Source organism: Streptomyces regalis, from assembly GCF_001509475.1.
GTDB lineage: Bacteria > Actinomycetota > Actinomycetes > Streptomycetales > Streptomycetaceae > Streptomyces > Streptomyces regalis.
On the sequence record NZ_LLZG01000288.1, the window covers coordinates 1 to 16,030 of the forward strand.

Here is a 16,030-nt window from a genome sequence, read left to right on the forward strand (position 1 = left end):
AGCTTCACAGCGAGTTGGTCACGTGTCTCGTCCGGGATGGGCATACCACACCAACGATCCCCAGAACGGGAAGCAACACCTTGATTCCCTGCAAGCCCTAAGGACTGTCCCGCAAACTGCCTGCTCGGGGGCCTGATGGCATGATCGAGGCGTGATCGGTGAACCTGCTCAGCCCGGAGCTAAGAAGTATGTCCTGTTTGATGTCGATGGCACGTTGATCGATGCCGTGGACAACCAGCGCCGGGTTTGGCGCGTGTGGGCGGAGCGATACGGGCTGGATCCCGATGAGGTCTACCAAGTGGCGCTGCGGACAAGGCCGATGGAGACCTTCGCGCAGGTCGTTCCCGACCGTGACCCGAGGGGGTGCCTGGCCGTGCTGCATCAGCTGGAGGACGAGGATGTGCGGTCCGGCGTGTATGCGGCCTTCGACGGTGCGTCTGAGCTGCTGGGCGCTCTGCCCTCCGGGGCGTGGGCGTTGGTGACGTCGAATTACGAGCACCGGGTGCGCGGACGCTTCGCCCGGACGAGCTTGCCGGTGCCGGATATCATCGTGGATGCCGCCTGTGTCGAGGAAGGCAAGCCCTCGCCTGTCCCTTATTTGCTGGCTGCCAAGGGGCTCGGTGCCGAGCCGGAGGACTGTCTGGTGATCGAGGATGCCCCCTCCGGGGTGCAGTCCGGACTGCGTGCCGGCATGACGGTGTGGGGGGTCAACTCTCCCGTTGCGGTGGACGGCGTGCACCGTCACTTCAAGAGCCTGCGTGCAGCAGTCCCCGACGTTCTCGCCTTCGCGTCGGGAACCGACCCTCACCGGCCGGAGGGCTCAATGCCAGTGGAATGATCTTGCTGTGGCTGGTGTGATCACGGCGTCGGAGCCGTCTTGGATAGCCCGTTCACCGGGCTGAACCCGCGCCAGTTCGCAAAGCTGGTGACGGTGCTGCGTCGCGCCGGTGTCGATACTGACCACCGAGGTCGGCCGTGGGGATTGTCGCTTGACGACCGCACGCTGCTGGTCACGGCGTACTGGCGCACGAACTTGACGATGCGCCAGCTCGCCCCACTGTTCGGCATCTCGAAGTCCGCGGTCGACCGCATCATCGATCACCTCGGACCGCTGCCGGCACTGCGACCTCGGCGCCGCTTCGCGAAAGGCACCGTACTCATCGTGGACGGCACCTTGGTCCCGACCCGTGACCACGCCATCGCCGAGCAGTCGAAAAACTACCGGTACTCCACCAACCACCAGGTCGTCGTTGACGCCGACACCCGGCCGGTAGTCGTGGTCGGACAGCCGCTGCCGGGCAACCGTAACGACTGCAAGGCGTGGGGGGAGTCCGGCGCAAAGGGCGCCGTCGGCCACACCATGACGATCGCCGACGGAGGCTACCCAGGGACCGGACTCGTGATGCCGCACCGTCGCCGGGCCGGCGAGGAACTGACCGAGTGGAAACAGGAGCACAACCGCTCACACAAACAGGTCCGGGCCCGCGTCGAGCACGCCTTCGCCCACATGAAGACCTGGAAGATCCTTCGCGACTGCCGTCTCAAGGGCGACGGCGTACACCACGCCATGCTCGGCATCGCCCGCCTACACAACCTCACCCTCGCTCTGGGCCCGCACGGGCTGGTCGTCAAGACCATCGGTGGTCAGACGGTGCGGATGACAGAGACGGGCTTGATGTCCTGGGCGTCGATGAGGGTGCGGACGTCGTTCGGGTCCGAGGTCCAGATGATGGCGCCGAGGCTGGCTGCCATGGTCACGACGGTGGCGTCGACGATGTCGGAGGTGCCGGCCTTGCCGCAGAGGATGCCTGCGGCTCTGGCGGTTTCGAGGCCGACGGGTACGACGTGGCACCCGGCGAGGAACTTGCCGAGTCTGACCTGGCGGCGGGAGTCCCGCCATGCCTGGCTGACGACGACGGCGGGGACGTGGATGTCCCGGCCGTCTTCGAGGGCCAGGCTGTGGCGGGCCCACATGCGTCGGTCGTCGTTGTCGATGGCGATGAGTACCCCGGCGTCGTACAGGTAGGGGATATTCACGCGGCCGAGGCTCCCGAGCTGCTGAGGTACTCGGCGTCGGCGGCGGCCAGGTCTGCGCGTGCGGCGGCGAGCTCTTCCGGGGTGAAGGCGCCGTGTTCTGCCTGCCACTCCCGGATGACGGCCCGGCCGGCCCGCAGGCGCAGCTCGCGTTCGGCTGCTCCGGCGACGAGGCGGGAGAGTGGGATGCCTTCTTCCTCGGCGGCTCCGGCCAGGGCTTCGACCAGGGATTCGTCGAGAGTGATAGTCACCTTCTTGGTAGCCATACATCAACCATAGCGTGGTATGGCCTTCAGAGTGGATGCGTGGATCACGTGCCGGCGAGCGGAGGGTGTGAGTGCATACAGCAAGGAGGCCCCTCGCCGACTCGATGGGCCGCGTGGCTGCGGGTGAGGCTGGGTCCACATTCGCCGGAAAGAGCGGATTCGTGATGAATATCTTGCTCGGCCGTTAGGTGGCGGCGCACGGTTTCGAGCACGGGCCAGGCGAAGGGTCGGGGCATGGGTGGCGAGCGTTTTTCAGAGGTGCAAGAGGGATGTCCGGGACCGGAACTTTCCCTGTGATCGTCCGCGGTGCCGACATGGGTGGACGGTGCGGTACCGGGAGAGGTCGTTTCCCCGTCAGGTGGGCTCGGATGGTGCGGACGCTTTCGCCGACACGGTCGAGAACGACAAGGAGGACGGCGTTCGCTTTCGATCCTGCGCGAGGGCTTGTGCCGTTGCGGGTCTGGGCTCAGGAGTGGCTGGAGCGGCGGGTCATCGGTGAGTCGACGCGCCGCAACTACGAAGGGTTCATCCATAACCATCTCGTGCCGCGCCTGGGGCGGGAGATGCTGGCCAGGCTGGCGCGGCGCGATTTCGAGGAGTTTGTGTCAAGGACGTGCATGCCTCCGGTGCCGGGTTGGCGGTCTCCACGGTCAATGACCGGATGGTGATGGTGGCCGCCATGCTGGAGGCGGCCGTCGTTGATAAGCGCATCCCGGACAATCCCGCGCGCGGCATCCGGGTATCCCGGGCGGACCCGTGCGCGGTGGACGAGGACGAGATTCCCACGCTGGGCGACGTCGATCTGATCGCGGAGCACATCGCCCCGCAGTACCGGCTCGCCGTCTACCTACAGTCGGGTACCGGCCAGCGCCCCTGCGAGGCCCTGGCCTTCTCCGCCGAGTGCCGACGGTCCGGCTACGTCAGGGTCCGCTGGCAGGTCAGCGCCAAGGCTCACCGCGATGACTGCCGCACGGTCTTCGTGCCGCTCAAGCACCGGGCGGAGGGCGAGTACCGGGACGTCCCGGCCGCCCCGTTCATCGAGCAGGAGATTGACGACCACCTGTCGCGGTGGGAGCCGGTGCCCGTAGCCTTCACCGGTCAGCGGGGGCAGACGACGGCGACTGGAGGTCCTCTTCGCCCCGCGCCGGCGTGGCAAGGGCGTGATGCCCACCGCCTCCACCTACGGCTACCACTTCAGGAAGGCGTACGTGTCGGCCGGCCTGGTCGATGTGGACGGCAAGGCCAAGTGCGCGCCCGGCAGTCTGCGGCACTTCTTCGCCTCGATCGCGTTGGCGAAAGGCGTACCGATCTGCGAGGTCTCGCGATGGCTCGGGCATGAGTCGATCAAGACCGCCGTGGACATCTGCGGTCACCTCGTCCCCGAGGCGTGGGATCGTTGTCGAGACATCATGCAGAACGCCATGCGCCATGCGCCCTGCGGTCGAGGACTCGGAGGGGTCTGTCTCCTCGGCTTGACGTGCTGGATGTGTTGGATCGGTCCCGACGGTGCTGGATGCGTGCTGGATACGATCAACCGAAGGAACATTTCCGCAGGTGGGAGCGCTGCATTGAGCGTTCCGGATCAACGTGTAGGCGCAGTTCCACCACATCGCTGCCGTCAAATATGCAGGTCAGAAGGGTCCGGCTCGTTGGAGTCGGGCCCTTGCTCTTTGAGTCGCGACGTGAGTGACGTGAGCTAGGCTAAACGTAGATTGAATCTACGTAATATCGAAACTGTGTTTGTGTGGGTACCCCCGGTCGAGGTGATGGGCTGTGAGCGGCTTCAAGGGCAGGGCGCTGGACCTGGAGCGGCTGGATCGCCAGCTGGGTCGGGTGGCTCAGGGCGCTGGGACCACGCGCGGTCAGGCTGTGATCATGACGGGGCGGCGGCGGGTGGGGAAGTCGCGGCTGGTCCAGGAGTTCTGTGATCGATCCGGGCTGCCGTACTTGGTCTTCCAGGCCACGCGAGGCCGTAACCCTGTGGCCGAGCGGGCTGATTTCATCGCCGCGCTCGCGCAGTCGCCGCTGCCGGGGGCGGAGTTGGTGGCCGGGCTGCAGGCCGGCGACTGGAACCAGGCGCTGCGGTCCCTGGCCGTCGCGCTGCCCGACGACGCCCCGAGCATCGCGGTGATCGACGAGGTGCCGTGGTTGGTGGAGCAGGACCGAGAGTTCGAGGGTGCGCTGCAGACGGTCTGGGATCGCCACCTGTCCGCCAAGCCCGTGCTGCTGATCCTGGTCGGCAGCGATATCTCCGTGATGGAGGCCTTGCAGACCCATGGTCGCCCGTTCTTCGGACGGGCCACGAAGATGACCGTCGATCCGCTGCGCCTGGCGGATGTGCAGGCCGCCACCGGGCTGGGCGCGGCAGAGGTGGTGGATGCCCTGCTGATCACCGGGGGGTTCCCGGAGATCGTCCAGTCCTGGCGGCCGGGGATGAGCCGTACCGACTTCCTGGCCGAGGCGGTGGCCAACCCGCTCTCGCCGCTGCTGGTGGCGGGCGAGCTGTCGCTGCTGGGCGAGTTCCCCGAGGCGTCCCACGCCCGGTCGGTACTGGAGGCTGTGGGCGCCGGCGAGCGGACGTTCTCCACCATCGCGGCCCGGGCCGGCGGGTCCGGCGCACTGCCTTCCGGGGTGCTGACTCCGCTGCTGAACACGCTGCTGGGCAAGCGCGTGCTGGCCGCCGACCTCCCGCTGTCGGCCAAATCCGACCGCAAGAACAAGCGCTACCGCATTGCCGACCCCTACCTGCGCTTCTGGCTGGCCTTTCTGCAGCGCGGCCTGCCGCTGATCGAACGTGGCCGGGGCGACCTGGCGCTGGAGCGCATCGAGCGGGGCTGGACCAGTTGGCGCGGACGGGCGGTGGAGCCGATCGTCCGCGAGTCGCTGCTGCGGCTGCTGCCTGACGAGGCGTGGCCGGACACCGAGGCGGTAGGCGGCTGGTGGAACCGGCAGAACAACCCCGAGATCGACCTGATCGGCGCCGACCGGGAGCCGGTGGCCGGGCGGGTGCACTTCCTCGGCTCCATCAAGTGGCTGGAGGACCGGCCGTTCGACCGCCACGACTACGACGCCCTGGTCCGCGACATGCTCGCCGTCCCGGGCGCGGGGACGGACACCCCTCTCGTCGCGGTGTCACGCAGCGGCATCGCCTGCGGCCTGCCGCTCGCGGCGCACTGGGGCCCGGAGGACCTCGTACGCGCCTGGCGGTGACCAGTCGGCGCCTGCCCTCTGGGGTGGGGGCGGATCACTCCCGCCCACCGGTGCTGCAACGTCATCGCTGGACCACGGTCGGACGAGACCACGACCGGCAGCTACGGGCGTTCCGCTTCCACGGCTGATCGGACTGCCGGAAGGGGCCGAGCCCACGAAAGCCCAACCCCTTCTGCGTTCCCGAGCTTGATCCGTGCCGACTTCTCCGGCGCTCAGCCGGGGAAGACGTGGTCGTGGGTGACGTGGCGGGAGCGCAGGAGCAGTTCGCCGTTCTCGCCGCGGACCAGGACGTCGTGGACGACGCAGCTCGGGCCGAACTCGGGCTCCTTGACGTCGGCGTGGACGGTGAGGACCAGGCAGTAGCTCGTCGCCGTGATCGAGCCGTCGGACGCCTGGTCCACGGCCACGTGGTTGAACCAGTGCCGGCGCTGGATCCTGCGGGCGTCGAACTTGCGGTGGAAGTCCTCCAGGACGGCGATGATCCCGGCACGGGTACGGGCGGCCGGCAGCGAAGGGGAGTGCTTGAACTCGCCGTCCTCGGTGAAGGTCGCGGCGTAGCCGGCGAATTCGCGGCCGTCCAGCTTCTGCATCTGGTGGCCGTAGAACGACAGGACCTCGGCATACAGGCCGGTGGGAAGCTCGGTGATGGTCATGCGGCCACGGTCGCCCCGTGGCCTCGAAGTCCGCTCGAGCCGGGTTCGAGTGGGCCCTGCCAGCCTCGTCGCCATGAGCACCGTGACAGTGATCGGGGCGGGCACGATCGGCCTGGGATGGATCAATCTGTTCAGCGCCTGCGGGCTGACCGTACGGGTCAACAGCCGCAGGCCTGACGCCCGGCGCATCGTGCGCGAGGGGCTCGAGTTGTTCTCCCCGGGCCGGGCGGACGAGCTGGCGGCGCGGATCGAGTTCGAGCCGGACGTCGGCCGGGCGGTGGCCGGAGTGGACCTCGTCTCCGAGAACGCCCCCGACGACCTGCCCCTCAAGCAGCGGCTGTTCGCCGAGATCGGCGAGGCCGCCCCCGCCCCCGCCCTCGTGCTGTCCTCGACGTCGAAACTGCTCCCCGACGATCTGAGCCGGGACATGCCCGGACCGGGCCGGCTGGTCGTGGCCCATCCCTTCAACCCGCCGCACATCGTTCCGCTGGTCGAGGTGATCGGCGGGGAACGCACCGACCCGGAGGCCGTCGAAAGGGCGGTGACCTTCCTGGAGTCGGTCGGGCGGACCCCGGTCGTGCTGCGCAGGGCGCTGCCCGGCTTCGCCGCCAACCGGCTGCAGTCCGCGCTGCTGCGCGAGAGCATCCACCTCGTCCTCGAAGGCGTGGTGACCGTCGAGGAGCTCGACCGGATCGTCACCGACTCGATCGGGCTGCGCTGGTCCACCATCGGGCCGTTCCACGCGTTCCACCTGGGCGGCGGGCCGGGCGGCCTGCGCAAGTGGCTCGAGCATCTCGGCAGCGGCCTCGAACAGGGCTGGCGTGGGCTCGGACAGCCCGCCCTCGGCGCAGAAGCCGTCGAGGCCCTGGTCGAACAGACCGAAGCCGCCTATGGCGACCGGACCTATGCCGAGCTGGTCCGGGACCGTGACGACCGGCACCACGCCGTACTGGCCGCCCTGGGGCGGACCGGGCAGTCCCAGGAGGAGAAGAAGTGATGCGTGCCGTGCAGTTCGACCGGTACGGCGACCCCGACGTGCTGTACGTCGCCGAGCGCCCGGTCCCCGAACCCGGCCCCGGCCAGGTGCGCATCGCCGTCGAGGCGGTCAGCGTCGGCCATGCGCAGACCCAGATGCGGCGCGAGGTCTTCCCCGCGCCGATGTGGAAGCCCGTCTTCCCCGTCGTGCTCGGCGGCGACGTGGTCGGCAGGATCGCGGCGGTGGGGCCGGACGTCGCGGGGCTTCGCCCGGGGGACCGGGTCGGCGCCTTCACCCTCTACGGCGCCTACGCCGAGCAGGTCGTCGTCGACGCCGTCACCGTCGTACCCGTACCCGAGGAGCTGGACGCCGCCGAGGCCGCGGTCCTGCCGGGCACCGGACTGATCGCCCTCGGCATTCTGCGGACCGGGCAACTGAGCAAGGGCGAGACGGTGCTGGTGCATGCCGCGGCCGGCGGCGTGGGCCATATCGCGGTCCAGCTGGCCCGGGCGGCCGGGGCCGGCCAGGTCATCGGCACCGCGGGGGCGGCCGACAAGCGCGAGTTCGCCCGCGCGACGGGCGCCGACGCCGTCGTCGACCACCGTTCCCCGCACTGGGCCGAGGAGGTCCGGGAACTCACCGGGGGACGCGGGCCCGACCTGATCCTGGACGGCGTCGGCGCCGAGGTCCTGCAGCAGGGCATCCGCCTGCTCGCGCCGGGCGGCCGGCTGGTGTTCTACGGCTCGTCCGGCGGCGAGCTGGAGATCCCGCGGGTGTCGGTCATGGACCTCATCGGCATCAAGTACGTCACCGGCTTCGCGCTGTCGGCCTGGAGGGGCGGCCGCCCGCACGAGTACGAGGCGGGCGTCGCCGAACTCACCCGGCTGCTGGTCGGCGGACAGGTGAAGTCCGCCGTACACGCCCGGCTGCCCCTGGAGCGGGCCGCCGAGGCGCACACCATCCTCGAGGCCAGGGCCCAGCTCGGGCGGGTCGTACTCATTCCCTGACCCGCCCCGACCCTTCCCTGATCCTCCCTGGCCCTTCTCCGACCTCCATCCCGACCTTCCGAGTTCGTATTCCAAGAGTCCGAAGGAGACCTTTTCCATGACCTCATCGCGTCAACAGGTGATACGTCTGACCACCGCGTCCGCCCTCGCGCTGGCGGGAGTCATGAGCCTGGGCACCAGTGCGCACGCCGCGAACGTGGACGTGCCGTACGAGTGCCGCACCTGGGTGCAGGGCAACACGCACCCGGTCTACGACTACAAGCGCGGGTTCGACGTCACCGTGCCCGCCTCGGTCCGCGCGGGCAAGCAGTTCCAGGCCACGTACGACCCGGCCCCGATCACCGCCTTCGCCGAGTACAACAAGATCGTCAAGGATGTGCGGGTCGCCTACCGGATCCCGGAGGGCGCGAAGGTCAAGAAGGTGAAGCTCACCGGCGGCAGCGGTCTCGGCGACTCCGCTCTCCAGGTCAAGGTCGAGGGCAAGGACATCATCGTCAGCGCGTCCGGCCCGCTCGACGGCGGTGTCGAGTTCGACCTGCCGACGCTGAAGGTCACCTACAAGGCCCCGAAGGCCACCGCTACGCTCAACTTCGGCCCCGGCGGCTCGAGTTATGAGCAGCCCGGCTTCTACTGGTACCGCTACCAGCCGATTCTGGACGAGTGGGGCCCGTTCGAGTGCTTCCCCGACCCGGCGAAGCCCGCGACCGTTTTTGCCAGCACGCAGGTCGCGAAGTAGCAGCAGCCGTCAAACGAACGTGGAGAACGCATGCCCAAGGCCATAGCCATCCAGCAGTTCGGCGGACCGGACGTACTGGGTCTCATCGATGTCCCCGAGCCGGTGCCAGGGCCGGGCCAGGTGACGGTCCGGGTGCGGGCCGTCGGGGTCAACGGGTTCGACTGCCGGGTGCGTTCCGGCGGCATGCGGGGTCGTTATCCGGTCGAGTTCCCGCAGATCATCGGCAACGAGTTCGCCGGGGTCGTCGAGCGGACCGGGCCGGAGGTGACCGGGTTCGCACCCGGCGACGAGGTACTGGGGTTCGCCGTCATGCAGTCCGGCGCCGAGCTGCTCGCCGTCGGCGCGGACCAGATCACCGCCAAGCCGGCGGAACTGTCGTGGGAGGTCGCGGGGTCCCTGTCGGCCGTGGGGCAGACCGCGGACATCGCTCTGGCCGAACTGCGCGTCGGCCAAGGGGACACCGTGCTCGTGCACGCCGCGGCCGGCGGCGTCGGCAGCCTCGCCGTCCAGCTCGTCAAGGAGCGGGGCGGCACGGCGATCGGCAGCGCCGGTGAGCACAACCACGAGTTCCTGCGCTCGCTGGGCGCGCTGCCCGTCGCCTACGGCCCGGGCTTCGCCGACCGAGTGCGCGCCCTGGCCCCGGACGGCGTCGACGCCGCCCTCGACTGCCACGGGGGACCGGAGGCGCTCGCCGTGTCGCTCGAACTCGTCGCGGACCGGTCCCGGATCGCCACCATCGCCAACTTCCGTGCCGCGGCCCAGGAGGGCATCGTCATGCCGCAAGTGGTGCGGTCCGCCGAGCGGCTCGCCGCGCTGGCCGCGCTCTGCGCCGAGGGCCGGCTGCGGCCGCACGTCGAGGCCGTCCTCCCCTTCGCCAAGGCGGCCGAGGCCCACCACCGGCTGGAGCAGGGCCATGTGCGCGGCAAGCTCGTCCTGGTGCCGGACCTGTGACATCCGGACCTGTGACACCGGGTCCTGCTCGACCGGGCGGCCCGGCGCACGAGGGGCATCCGCGGCGCTGGGCCGTCCTGGTGGTGCTGGTCCTGAGCCTGGTGAGCATCATCCTCGACAACACCGTGCTCAACGTGACGCTGCGCACCCTCACCGACCCGGAGCAGGGCCTCGGCGCCTCGCACAGCCAGGTCGAATGGGTGCTCAGCGCCTACACCCTGGCCTTCGCCGCGATGCTGTTCACCTGGGGTGTGCTCGGTGACCGGCTGGGCCGCAGACGCGTACTCCTGCTGGGCCTCGCCCTGTTCGGGCTGTCGTCCCTGGCCGGGGCCTACGCCGGGTCGCCGGAGCAGCTCATCGCCGCCCGCGCCTGCATGGGCGTGAGCGGCGCGGCGGTCCTGCCGAGCACCCTCGCCACCATCGCCGCCGTGTTCCCGATGCGGGAGCGCCCCAAGGCCCTCGGGATCTGGGCGGCTTCGGTCGGCTTCGCCCTCGGCATCGGACCGGTCACCGGCGGGCTGCTGCTCGCGCACTTCTGGTGGGGCTCGGTCTTCCTGGTCAACGTGCCGATCGTGGCGGTCAGCCTGGTCGCGGTGGTGCTGCTGGTGCCCGAGACCCGGGGCACCGTGGGCAAGCGCGTCGACGCGGGCGGGCTGCTGCTCTCGATCGCCGGTCTCGTGCTGCTCGTGTACGGGATCATCGAGGCCGGCCGGACCGGCGGGGTCACCCAGCCCACGGTCTGGGGACCTGGCCTGGCGGGCCTCGGCCTGCTGGGTGTGTTCCTGTGGCATGAGCGCCGTACCGCGGAACCCTCGCTGGAGCTCGGCTTCTTCCGGTTGAAGGCCTTCTCCACCGCCGTCGCGGCCGTCGGCTTCGTCAGCTTCGCGATGATGGGCTTCCTCTTCTTCAGCGCCTTCTACCTGCAGAGCGTGCGCGGCTACACCCCGCTGCAGGCCGGGAGTTGCACCGTGGCGCTGGCCGGCGCGAACGTGGTCTGCGGACCCCTCAGCACGGTCCTGGTCCGCAGAGTCGGCCCCCGGAACGTGTGCGCGGCGGGCATGCTGGCCGTGACCGCCTCACTTGCCGGGGTCGTCTTCGTGACGCAGCACGCTCCGCTCTGGCTGATCCTCGCCTTGTTCGCCGCACTGGGAGCGGGCGTAGCCTGCGTCATGCCGACCGCAGCCGTGTCCATCATGAACGCGATCCCACGCGAGAAGGCGGGCGTGGCCTCGGCGATGAACAACACCGTGCGCCAGCTGGGCGGCGCCCTGGGCGTCGCCGTGCTCGGTTCCCTCATGGGCGCCGCCTACCGCAGTGGCATCGAGGACGAGCTCGCCGTACTGCCGCCCTCTGTGCGGCACGAGGCCGGCGAGTCCCTGGACGCCACGCTGCTGGCTGCGACTCGGCTGGGGGAGAGCGGACTTGTCGGTCCCGCACGGCAGGCCTTCCTGGACGCCATGCATCTGGCCGCCGGGGCAGCTGCCGTGGCGGCCCTCGTGGGCGCCCTCGCCGTGCTCCGCTGGCTGCCGTCCACCGTCACGACTCCGAAGCTCGCGGCGGGCCCCGTGCCCGGCCGGGAGCATTCCGACCAATCCAAGGCCCAAGGAAGCTGACATGCCTTTCACTCCTGACGAGCTCGAGTACTACGCCTCCCAGAACCTCGGCCGGCTGGCCACCGTGGCGGCCGACGGCCAACCCCAGGTCAACCCCGTCTCGTTCACGATCAACACCGAGACCGGCACGATCGACATCGGCGGGCACAACCTGACGGCCAGCAAGAAGTTCCGCAACGTCGGCAAGAACGACCAGGTCGCCTTCGTCGTCGACGATCTGATCTCCACGCAGCCGTGGAACGTACGCGGTATCGAAGTGCGCGGCCGTGCCGAGGCACTGACCGACGCCCAGCCGCCGCACCCCTACTTCGGCACCGCGATGATCCGCATCCACCCCAAGCGCATCATCACCTGGGGCCTCGGCGAGGACACCGCTCAGCGCGGCCGCAACGTCTGACGACAGGGCCCAGGGGCCCCAGACCCCTTCGACTCCGCTTCGAGTGGCCCTCGATGCCCCCTTGCCAGGGTGGAGCCCGTAGGACGGGCACACCACGGGGAGGGCCGGATGAGCACGGAAATCTTCCATGAGGGTTTCACCGGGGGACTGAGGACCGAGGGACCGGGCGCGCCATGGCGGCTGCGCCCGGTCGACGGTCTCCCCGAAGGAGACGGGGTGGTCCGCGGCGGGCCGGACGGCCTGAGGGTCGTGCCGAGCTCCCTCCAACCCCGCACCAGGCGGCCGGCGTTCACCGAGCCCAAGCCGGGACCGGACGGTACCCCGCTCCATCTGCGCTGGGGAGCCTTCACCACCGGCGGCACCGCCTCCGCGCGCGGCGGGTTCACCGCGGTGCCGGGTGAACTGCTCTCGGTCACGGCCGAGATGGGACTGCGCGGCTTCGGCCTGCGCTCCCATCCGTACGACGACGTCGACGAGCCGACTGCGGACGCCCGGCTCGGCGCGGGCGGTCTGATCTCGGTCGACCTCGAGACCGGCATGATCTTCGACTTCTTCCTCACGCACAGCCGCCTCTACGCGGTCTACGAGCGCCTCGCGCTGCAGCCGGACGCCGAGTTCGCGTCCTTCACCTACTGCGTCCCGGTCGCCGACCGCACCCCGGGCACGCTCCACCGGCTCGAGGTCGGCTACGACGGCGCGGCCGGCACCGTCCACTGGAAGGCCGACGGGCAGGAGGTGCTGTCCGTGGACCGGATCGGCTTCCGCTCGCTGGACGCGCGCTGGCTGCGGCGGGACAACGGCGGCCGGGAGGAGGCCGTACGGCCGCGCGGCCTCAGCTTCGGCCTGGGGCTCTTCCTGGAGCGCTACTTCGGCCAAGGGGTGCGGCTGTCGGTGCGCCGGCTCTCGGTGTCCACCTCGCCCGCCGGTTCGCGCGACTCGTGACGACACCAACGAAAGGCACAGCCATGCCCGATGAGAACAAGCCCGTACTGGTCCTCGGCGCCACCGGCAAGCAAGGCGGCTCCGCGGCCCGGTACCTGCTGGAACGCGGCTGGACCGTCCGGGCCTTCGTCCGCGACCCGGGCGCGCCCAAGGCCAAGGAGCTGCGCGAGCTGGGCGCGAGCCTGCACACCGGCGACCTGGAGGACGCCGAGTCGGTGCGCGCGGCGATGAAGGGCGCGTACGGCGTGTTCAGCATCCAGACGCCGATGACTCCGGCGGGCGTGGAGGGCGAGGAGCGGCAGGGCAAGATCTGCGCCGACGCCGCTCGCGACCTCGGCATCCAGCACTACGTCCACAGCTCGGTCGGCGGGGCGGAGCAGCCGGAGGGCGTGAACTGGCGGCTGTCCAAGCTCGCGATCGAGCAGCGGATCCAGGAGAACGAGCTCAGCTTCACCTTCCTGCGGCCGTCGTACTTCATGGAGAACCTGAACCACGACATGTCGCCCCTCGTCATGGAGGACGGCGAGCTGACCTTCCGGCGGGGGCTCGGGCCGACCAACACCCTGCAGATGATCAGCGGCCCCGACATCGGGTACTTCGCGGCCGACGCCTTCGACGACCCCGGGACCTTCGGCGGCGCCAAGATCGAGCTGGCCGGGGACGAGCTGACCGGCGAGCAGATCGCGGACGCGTTCGGCCGGCACACCGGACTGCCCGCCCGCTTCGTCTCGGTGCCGATACCGGAGCTGCACCGCACGGGCTTCGAGTGGCAGGCGATCTCGTACACCTGGCTCAACGGGATCGGCTATCACGCCGACATCCCCACGCTGCGCGCCCGGTTCCCGCAACTGCTCACCCTCGACCAGTGGCTGGCGAAGACCGGCTGGGTCCCGATGGATGCGGCATGAGTGCGGGCGCGATGACCCAGGAGACCCAGCAGATCCCGGCGGCCCGGGAGCCGTCGCCCCTGGAGGCCGGGGCCCGCCGGATCGCCGAGCTCGCCGGGAAGCGGGCGGCCGACGCCGAGCAGCAGCGCCGGCTGAGCCCTGACGTCGTCTCCGCGGTCCTTCAGGCCGGTTTCGCCGCCCACTTCGTTCCGGTGGCGCACGGCGGCAGGGCTGCGACGTTCGCCGAGCTCGTGGAGCCGGTCGCGGTGCTGGGCGAGGCCTGCGCGTCGGCCGCCTGGTACGCGTCGCTCACGGCGAGTCTCGGCCGGATGGCCGCCTATCTGCCGGACGAGGGCCAGGCCGAGCTGTGGTCCGCCGGCCCCGACGCCCTGATCGTCGGTGCCCTGATGCCGCTCGGCCGCGCCGAGAAGACGGCGGGCGGCTGGCAGGTCTCGGGCACCTGGCCGTTCGTCAGCGTCGTCGACCACTCCGACTGGGCGCTGGTGTGCGCGAAGGCGGGGAAGGAGCCGTGGTTCTTCGCGGTGCCGCGGCAGGCGTACGGGATCGTCGACAGCTGGTACCCGATGGGCATGCGCGGAACGGGCAGCAACACCCTCGTACTCGACGGGGTGTTCGTGCCGGACTCGCGGGCCTGCACCCGTGCGGCCATCGCCGCCGGGCTCGGTCCGGGTGCCGAGGCGATCTGCCACACCGTGCCCATGCGGGCGGTCAACGGGCTGGCCTTCGCGCTGCCGATGCTCGGCGCGGCCCGCGGCGCCGCGGCCGTGTGGACCTCATGGATCGCCGAGAAGCTGGCCGGGCCGACCGGACAGAACGCCGTCTCGTCCCAGGACCGTGTGCTGTACGAGCACACGCTGGCCCGGGCCACCGGCGAGATCGACGCGGCCCAGCTGCTGCTGGAGCGGGTCGCCGAGGTCGCCGACGCCGGCGGGGTGACCGGTGAACTCGTCGGCCGTGGGGCGCGGGACTGTGCGCTTGCGGCCGAGCTGCTGACCGCCGCGACCGACCGGCTGTTCGCCTGCGCGGGCACCAGGGCGCAGGCGCAGGACAGCCCGATGCAGCGCTTCTGGCGCGATGTACACGCGGCCGCGAGCCATATCGGGCTGCAGTTCGGGCCGGGAGCGACCTTGTATGCCGGAGAGCTGCTGAGGAGGAGCAACGATGGCTGAAGTGAATGATCCGCAGGTGGGTTTTGTCGCCGTCGTCACCTTCGCGGTGGACGGCCCCGCCACCCAGCGCAAGCTGGTGGAGCTGGCCACGGGCGGGGTGCAGGAGTGGATCCGCGAGGTGCCCGGCTTTCTGTCGGCCACGTATCACGCGAGCACGGACGGCACCGCGGTCGTCAACTACGCCCAGTGGGAGAGCGAACAGGCCTACCGGGAGAACTTCAGCGCCGACCCGCGCTCGGCGAAGCTGCGGGAGGCGCTGAGCTCTCTGCCCGGCCTGATGGGACCGCCGAAGGCCGTCTTCATGACTCCGGAGGGGTCGATCCTGCCGACGACCTGACACCGTCGTCCGCACCGTCGTCGGCCCCGGCCCCGGCCACCAGGCCGGCGATGATGATCTCGAGGCCGAGCTCGAACCGGCGGTCGGAGTCGAGCGAGGTGATCGGGCCGGCCAGGTGGACCAGGTTCGGGAACTGCGTGGCCGGCAGCGACTTCAGGTAGCCGTGGAGCTGGTCGGCGAACATGCCGGCCTGCTCCTGGCTCTGTTCCGCGCCGGAGTGCCGGGACGACTGCTCCAGGGCCTCCGCCGTGACGAAGGTCGACAGCAGGTCGCCCCCGTAGGCGGCGAGTTCGTCCTGCAGGCCCCCGGCGCGCAGCAGATTCAGGGTGCGCTCCATCCCCATGATCCCGTTGGGCCCGAGAGGCACCCGGTCGATCGCGATGCGCGCCAGATCCCGGTGGGCCAGGAACATCCGCCGCAGTGACCGGCACATCTCCTTGACCTGCTCCGCCCAGCGGCCCGGCTCCGGTTCCGGGATGTCCACCTCGGTCAGGACCAGGTCGAAGACGAGGTCGAGCAGCTCGTCCCGGTTCCCCACGTGCGCGTACAGCGAAGCGTGCCCGGTCTTCAGCTCCTGCGCGAGCCGCCGCATGCTCAGGGCGTCGAGTCCCTCGGCGTCGAGGATGCCGAGCGCCGTGTCGACGATCCGGTCCTGGGTCAGGGGCATGCGCGGCGGCGCCTTCTTCGGCCGGCGCCACGGAGGTACGGGGATCTCCTCGGGCATGGGCCTCCTTCCTTCGCTTCGGAGCAGGTGGACTCGCAGCAAGTGAACTCGCAGCAGGTGGATCTCATCGTATGGCATCGACGGGCCACCGTTTCTTGACACGACCA

At 70.1% G+C, this 16,030-nt stretch carries 17 protein-coding genes and 1 pseudogene; 14 read left to right on the forward strand and 4 right to left on the reverse strand.

All coding sequences use genetic code 11. The features are described 5' to 3' along the window. Nucleotides 1–151 precede the first annotated feature (151 nt). Together ADL12_RS26250 and ADL12_RS26255 are read left to right on the forward strand one after the other, a co-directional pair. Nucleotides 152–838 carry an HAD family hydrolase gene (locus tag ADL12_RS26250; RefSeq protein WP_062705782.1) on the forward strand — a complete coding sequence of 229 codons (687 nt, stop codon included), beginning with the start codon at nt 152–154 and terminating at the stop codon, nt 836–838. A gap of 7 nt (nt 839–845) precedes the next feature. Continuing rightward, nucleotides 846–1,606, forward strand: a pseudogene (locus tag ADL12_RS26255) (transposase); the annotation flags it as partial. 38 nt (nt 1,607–1,644) lie between these two features. Here the strand turns inward: ADL12_RS26255 and ADL12_RS51020 are convergent. Then, nucleotides 1,645–2,037, reverse strand: a complete 393-nt coding sequence (locus tag ADL12_RS51020) for a PIN domain-containing protein (protein WP_079052297.1) — start codon at nt 2,035–2,037, stop codon at nt 1,645–1,647. After that, a complete protein-coding gene (locus ADL12_RS26260; protein ID WP_062705784.1) occupies nt 2,034–2,300 on the reverse strand; it encodes a hypothetical protein in 267 nt (88 codons plus the stop codon). Before ADL12_RS26260 ends, ADL12_RS51020 begins: the two co-directional genes overlap by 4 nt. A gap of 613 nt (nt 2,301–2,913) precedes the next feature. On the opposite strand from ADL12_RS26260, the gene ADL12_RS55680 reads away from it, so the two are divergent. After that, nucleotides 2,914–3,639, forward strand: coding sequence for a hypothetical protein (locus ADL12_RS55680; RefSeq protein WP_063806737.1), 726 nt, complete (start codon nt 2,914–2,916; stop codon nt 3,637–3,639). 434 nt (nt 3,640–4,073) lie between these two features. Continuing rightward, nucleotides 4,074–5,510, forward strand: a complete 1,437-nt coding sequence (locus tag ADL12_RS26270) for an ATP-binding protein (protein ID WP_062705786.1) — start codon at nt 4,074–4,076, stop codon at nt 5,508–5,510. Nucleotides 5,511–5,722: 212 nt separating this feature from the next. Here the strand turns inward: ADL12_RS26270 and ADL12_RS26275 are convergent, their stop codons facing one another. Further along, entirely contained in the window at nt 5,723–6,163 is a 441-nt protein-coding gene (locus ADL12_RS26275) for a nuclear transport factor 2 family protein (protein ID WP_062705788.1), read from the reverse strand. Nucleotides 6,164–6,236: 73 nt separating this feature from the next. Between ADL12_RS26275 and ADL12_RS26280 the strand changes: the two genes are divergently transcribed. From ADL12_RS26280 to ADL12_RS26325, 10 genes are all read left to right on the forward strand, one after another. Further along, on the forward strand, nt 6,237–7,160 hold the full coding sequence (locus tag ADL12_RS26280) for a 3-hydroxyacyl-CoA dehydrogenase NAD-binding domain-containing protein (RefSeq protein ID WP_062705790.1): 924 nt from the start codon (nt 6,237–6,239) through the stop codon (nt 7,158–7,160). Continuing rightward, a complete protein-coding gene (locus tag ADL12_RS26285) occupies nt 7,160–8,146 on the forward strand; it encodes a quinone oxidoreductase family protein (RefSeq protein WP_062705793.1) in 987 nt (328 codons plus the stop codon). Before ADL12_RS26280 ends, ADL12_RS26285 begins: the two co-directional genes overlap by 1 nt. 97 nt (nt 8,147–8,243) lie before the next feature. Continuing rightward, entirely contained in the window at nt 8,244–8,882 is a 639-nt protein-coding gene (locus tag ADL12_RS26290; protein WP_062705796.1) for a hypothetical protein, read from the forward strand. A 30-nt stretch (nt 8,883–8,912) separates the two neighbouring features. After that, on the forward strand, nt 8,913–9,833 hold the full coding sequence (locus tag ADL12_RS26295) for an NADP-dependent oxidoreductase (protein ID WP_062705799.1): 921 nt from the start codon (nt 8,913–8,915) through the stop codon (nt 9,831–9,833). Nucleotides 9,834–9,844: 11 nt separating this feature from the next. Then, nucleotides 9,845–11,446, forward strand: a complete 1,602-nt coding sequence (locus tag ADL12_RS26300) for an MFS transporter (protein WP_062705802.1) — start codon at nt 9,845–9,847, stop codon at nt 11,444–11,446. A 1-nt stretch (nt 11,447) separates the two neighbouring features. Further along, nucleotides 11,448–11,843, forward strand: coding sequence for a PPOX class F420-dependent oxidoreductase (locus ADL12_RS26305; protein ID WP_062705805.1), 396 nt, complete (start codon nt 11,448–11,450; stop codon nt 11,841–11,843). A gap of 108 nt (nt 11,844–11,951) precedes the next feature. Then, nucleotides 11,952–12,785: a DUF6081 family protein gene (locus tag ADL12_RS26310; RefSeq protein ID WP_062705807.1), complete on the forward strand. Its 834-nt coding sequence runs from the start codon at nt 11,952–11,954 to the stop codon at nt 12,783–12,785. A 23-nt stretch (nt 12,786–12,808) separates the two neighbouring features. Next, complete coding sequence (locus tag ADL12_RS26315) at nt 12,809–13,693, forward strand: NmrA/HSCARG family protein (protein WP_062705810.1); 885 nt, start codon at nt 12,809–12,811, stop codon at nt 13,691–13,693. Next, nucleotides 13,690–14,862, forward strand: a complete 1,173-nt coding sequence (locus ADL12_RS26320; RefSeq protein ID WP_425265153.1) for an acyl-CoA dehydrogenase family protein — start codon at nt 13,690–13,692, stop codon at nt 14,860–14,862. The genes ADL12_RS26315 and ADL12_RS26320 overlap by 4 nt, the downstream gene beginning before the upstream one ends. After that, a complete protein-coding gene (locus ADL12_RS26325; RefSeq protein ID WP_062705816.1) occupies nt 14,855–15,199 on the forward strand; it encodes an antibiotic biosynthesis monooxygenase in 345 nt (114 codons plus the stop codon). Before ADL12_RS26320 ends, ADL12_RS26325 begins: the two co-directional genes overlap by 8 nt. Here ADL12_RS26325 and ADL12_RS26330 read toward each other — a convergent pair. After that, nucleotides 15,162–15,950, reverse strand: a complete 789-nt coding sequence (locus ADL12_RS26330; protein ID WP_107120035.1) for a TetR/AcrR family transcriptional regulator — start codon at nt 15,948–15,950, stop codon at nt 15,162–15,164. The two genes, ADL12_RS26325 and ADL12_RS26330, sit on opposite strands and share 38 nt — an antisense overlap. Nucleotides 15,951–16,030: the final 80 nt, after the last annotated feature.

Excerpts from the sequence above, each read along its gene's own strand:
- ADL12_RS26260 (WP_062705784.1), bottom strand. The coding sequence starts at position 2,300 with ATGGCTACCAAGAAGGTGACTATCACTCTCGACGAATCCCTGGTCGAA.
- ADL12_RS26275 (WP_062705788.1), bottom strand. The coding sequence starts at position 6,163 with ATGACCATCACCGAGCTTCCCACCGGCCTGTATGCCGAGGTCCTGTCG.
- ADL12_RS26280 (WP_062705790.1), top strand. The coding sequence starts at position 6,237 with ATGAGCACCGTGACAGTGATCGGGGCGGGCACGATCGGCCTGGGATGG.
- ADL12_RS26285 (WP_062705793.1), top strand. The coding sequence starts at position 7,160 with ATGCGTGCCGTGCAGTTCGACCGGTACGGCGACCCCGACGTGCTGTAC.
- ADL12_RS26290 (WP_062705796.1), top strand. The coding sequence starts at position 8,244 with ATGACCTCATCGCGTCAACAGGTGATACGTCTGACCACCGCGTCCGCC.
- ADL12_RS26295 (WP_062705799.1), top strand. The coding sequence starts at position 8,913 with ATGCCCAAGGCCATAGCCATCCAGCAGTTCGGCGGACCGGACGTACTG.
- ADL12_RS26305 (WP_062705805.1), top strand. The coding sequence starts at position 11,448 with ATGCCTTTCACTCCTGACGAGCTCGAGTACTACGCCTCCCAGAACCTC.
- ADL12_RS26310 (WP_062705807.1), top strand. The coding sequence starts at position 11,952 with ATGAGCACGGAAATCTTCCATGAGGGTTTCACCGGGGGACTGAGGACC.
- ADL12_RS26315 (WP_062705810.1), top strand. The coding sequence starts at position 12,809 with ATGCCCGATGAGAACAAGCCCGTACTGGTCCTCGGCGCCACCGGCAAG.
- ADL12_RS26320 (WP_425265153.1), top strand. The coding sequence starts at position 13,690 with ATGAGTGCGGGCGCGATGACCCAGGAGACCCAGCAGATCCCGGCGGCC.
- ADL12_RS26325 (WP_062705816.1), top strand. The coding sequence starts at position 14,855 with ATGGCTGAAGTGAATGATCCGCAGGTGGGTTTTGTCGCCGTCGTCACC.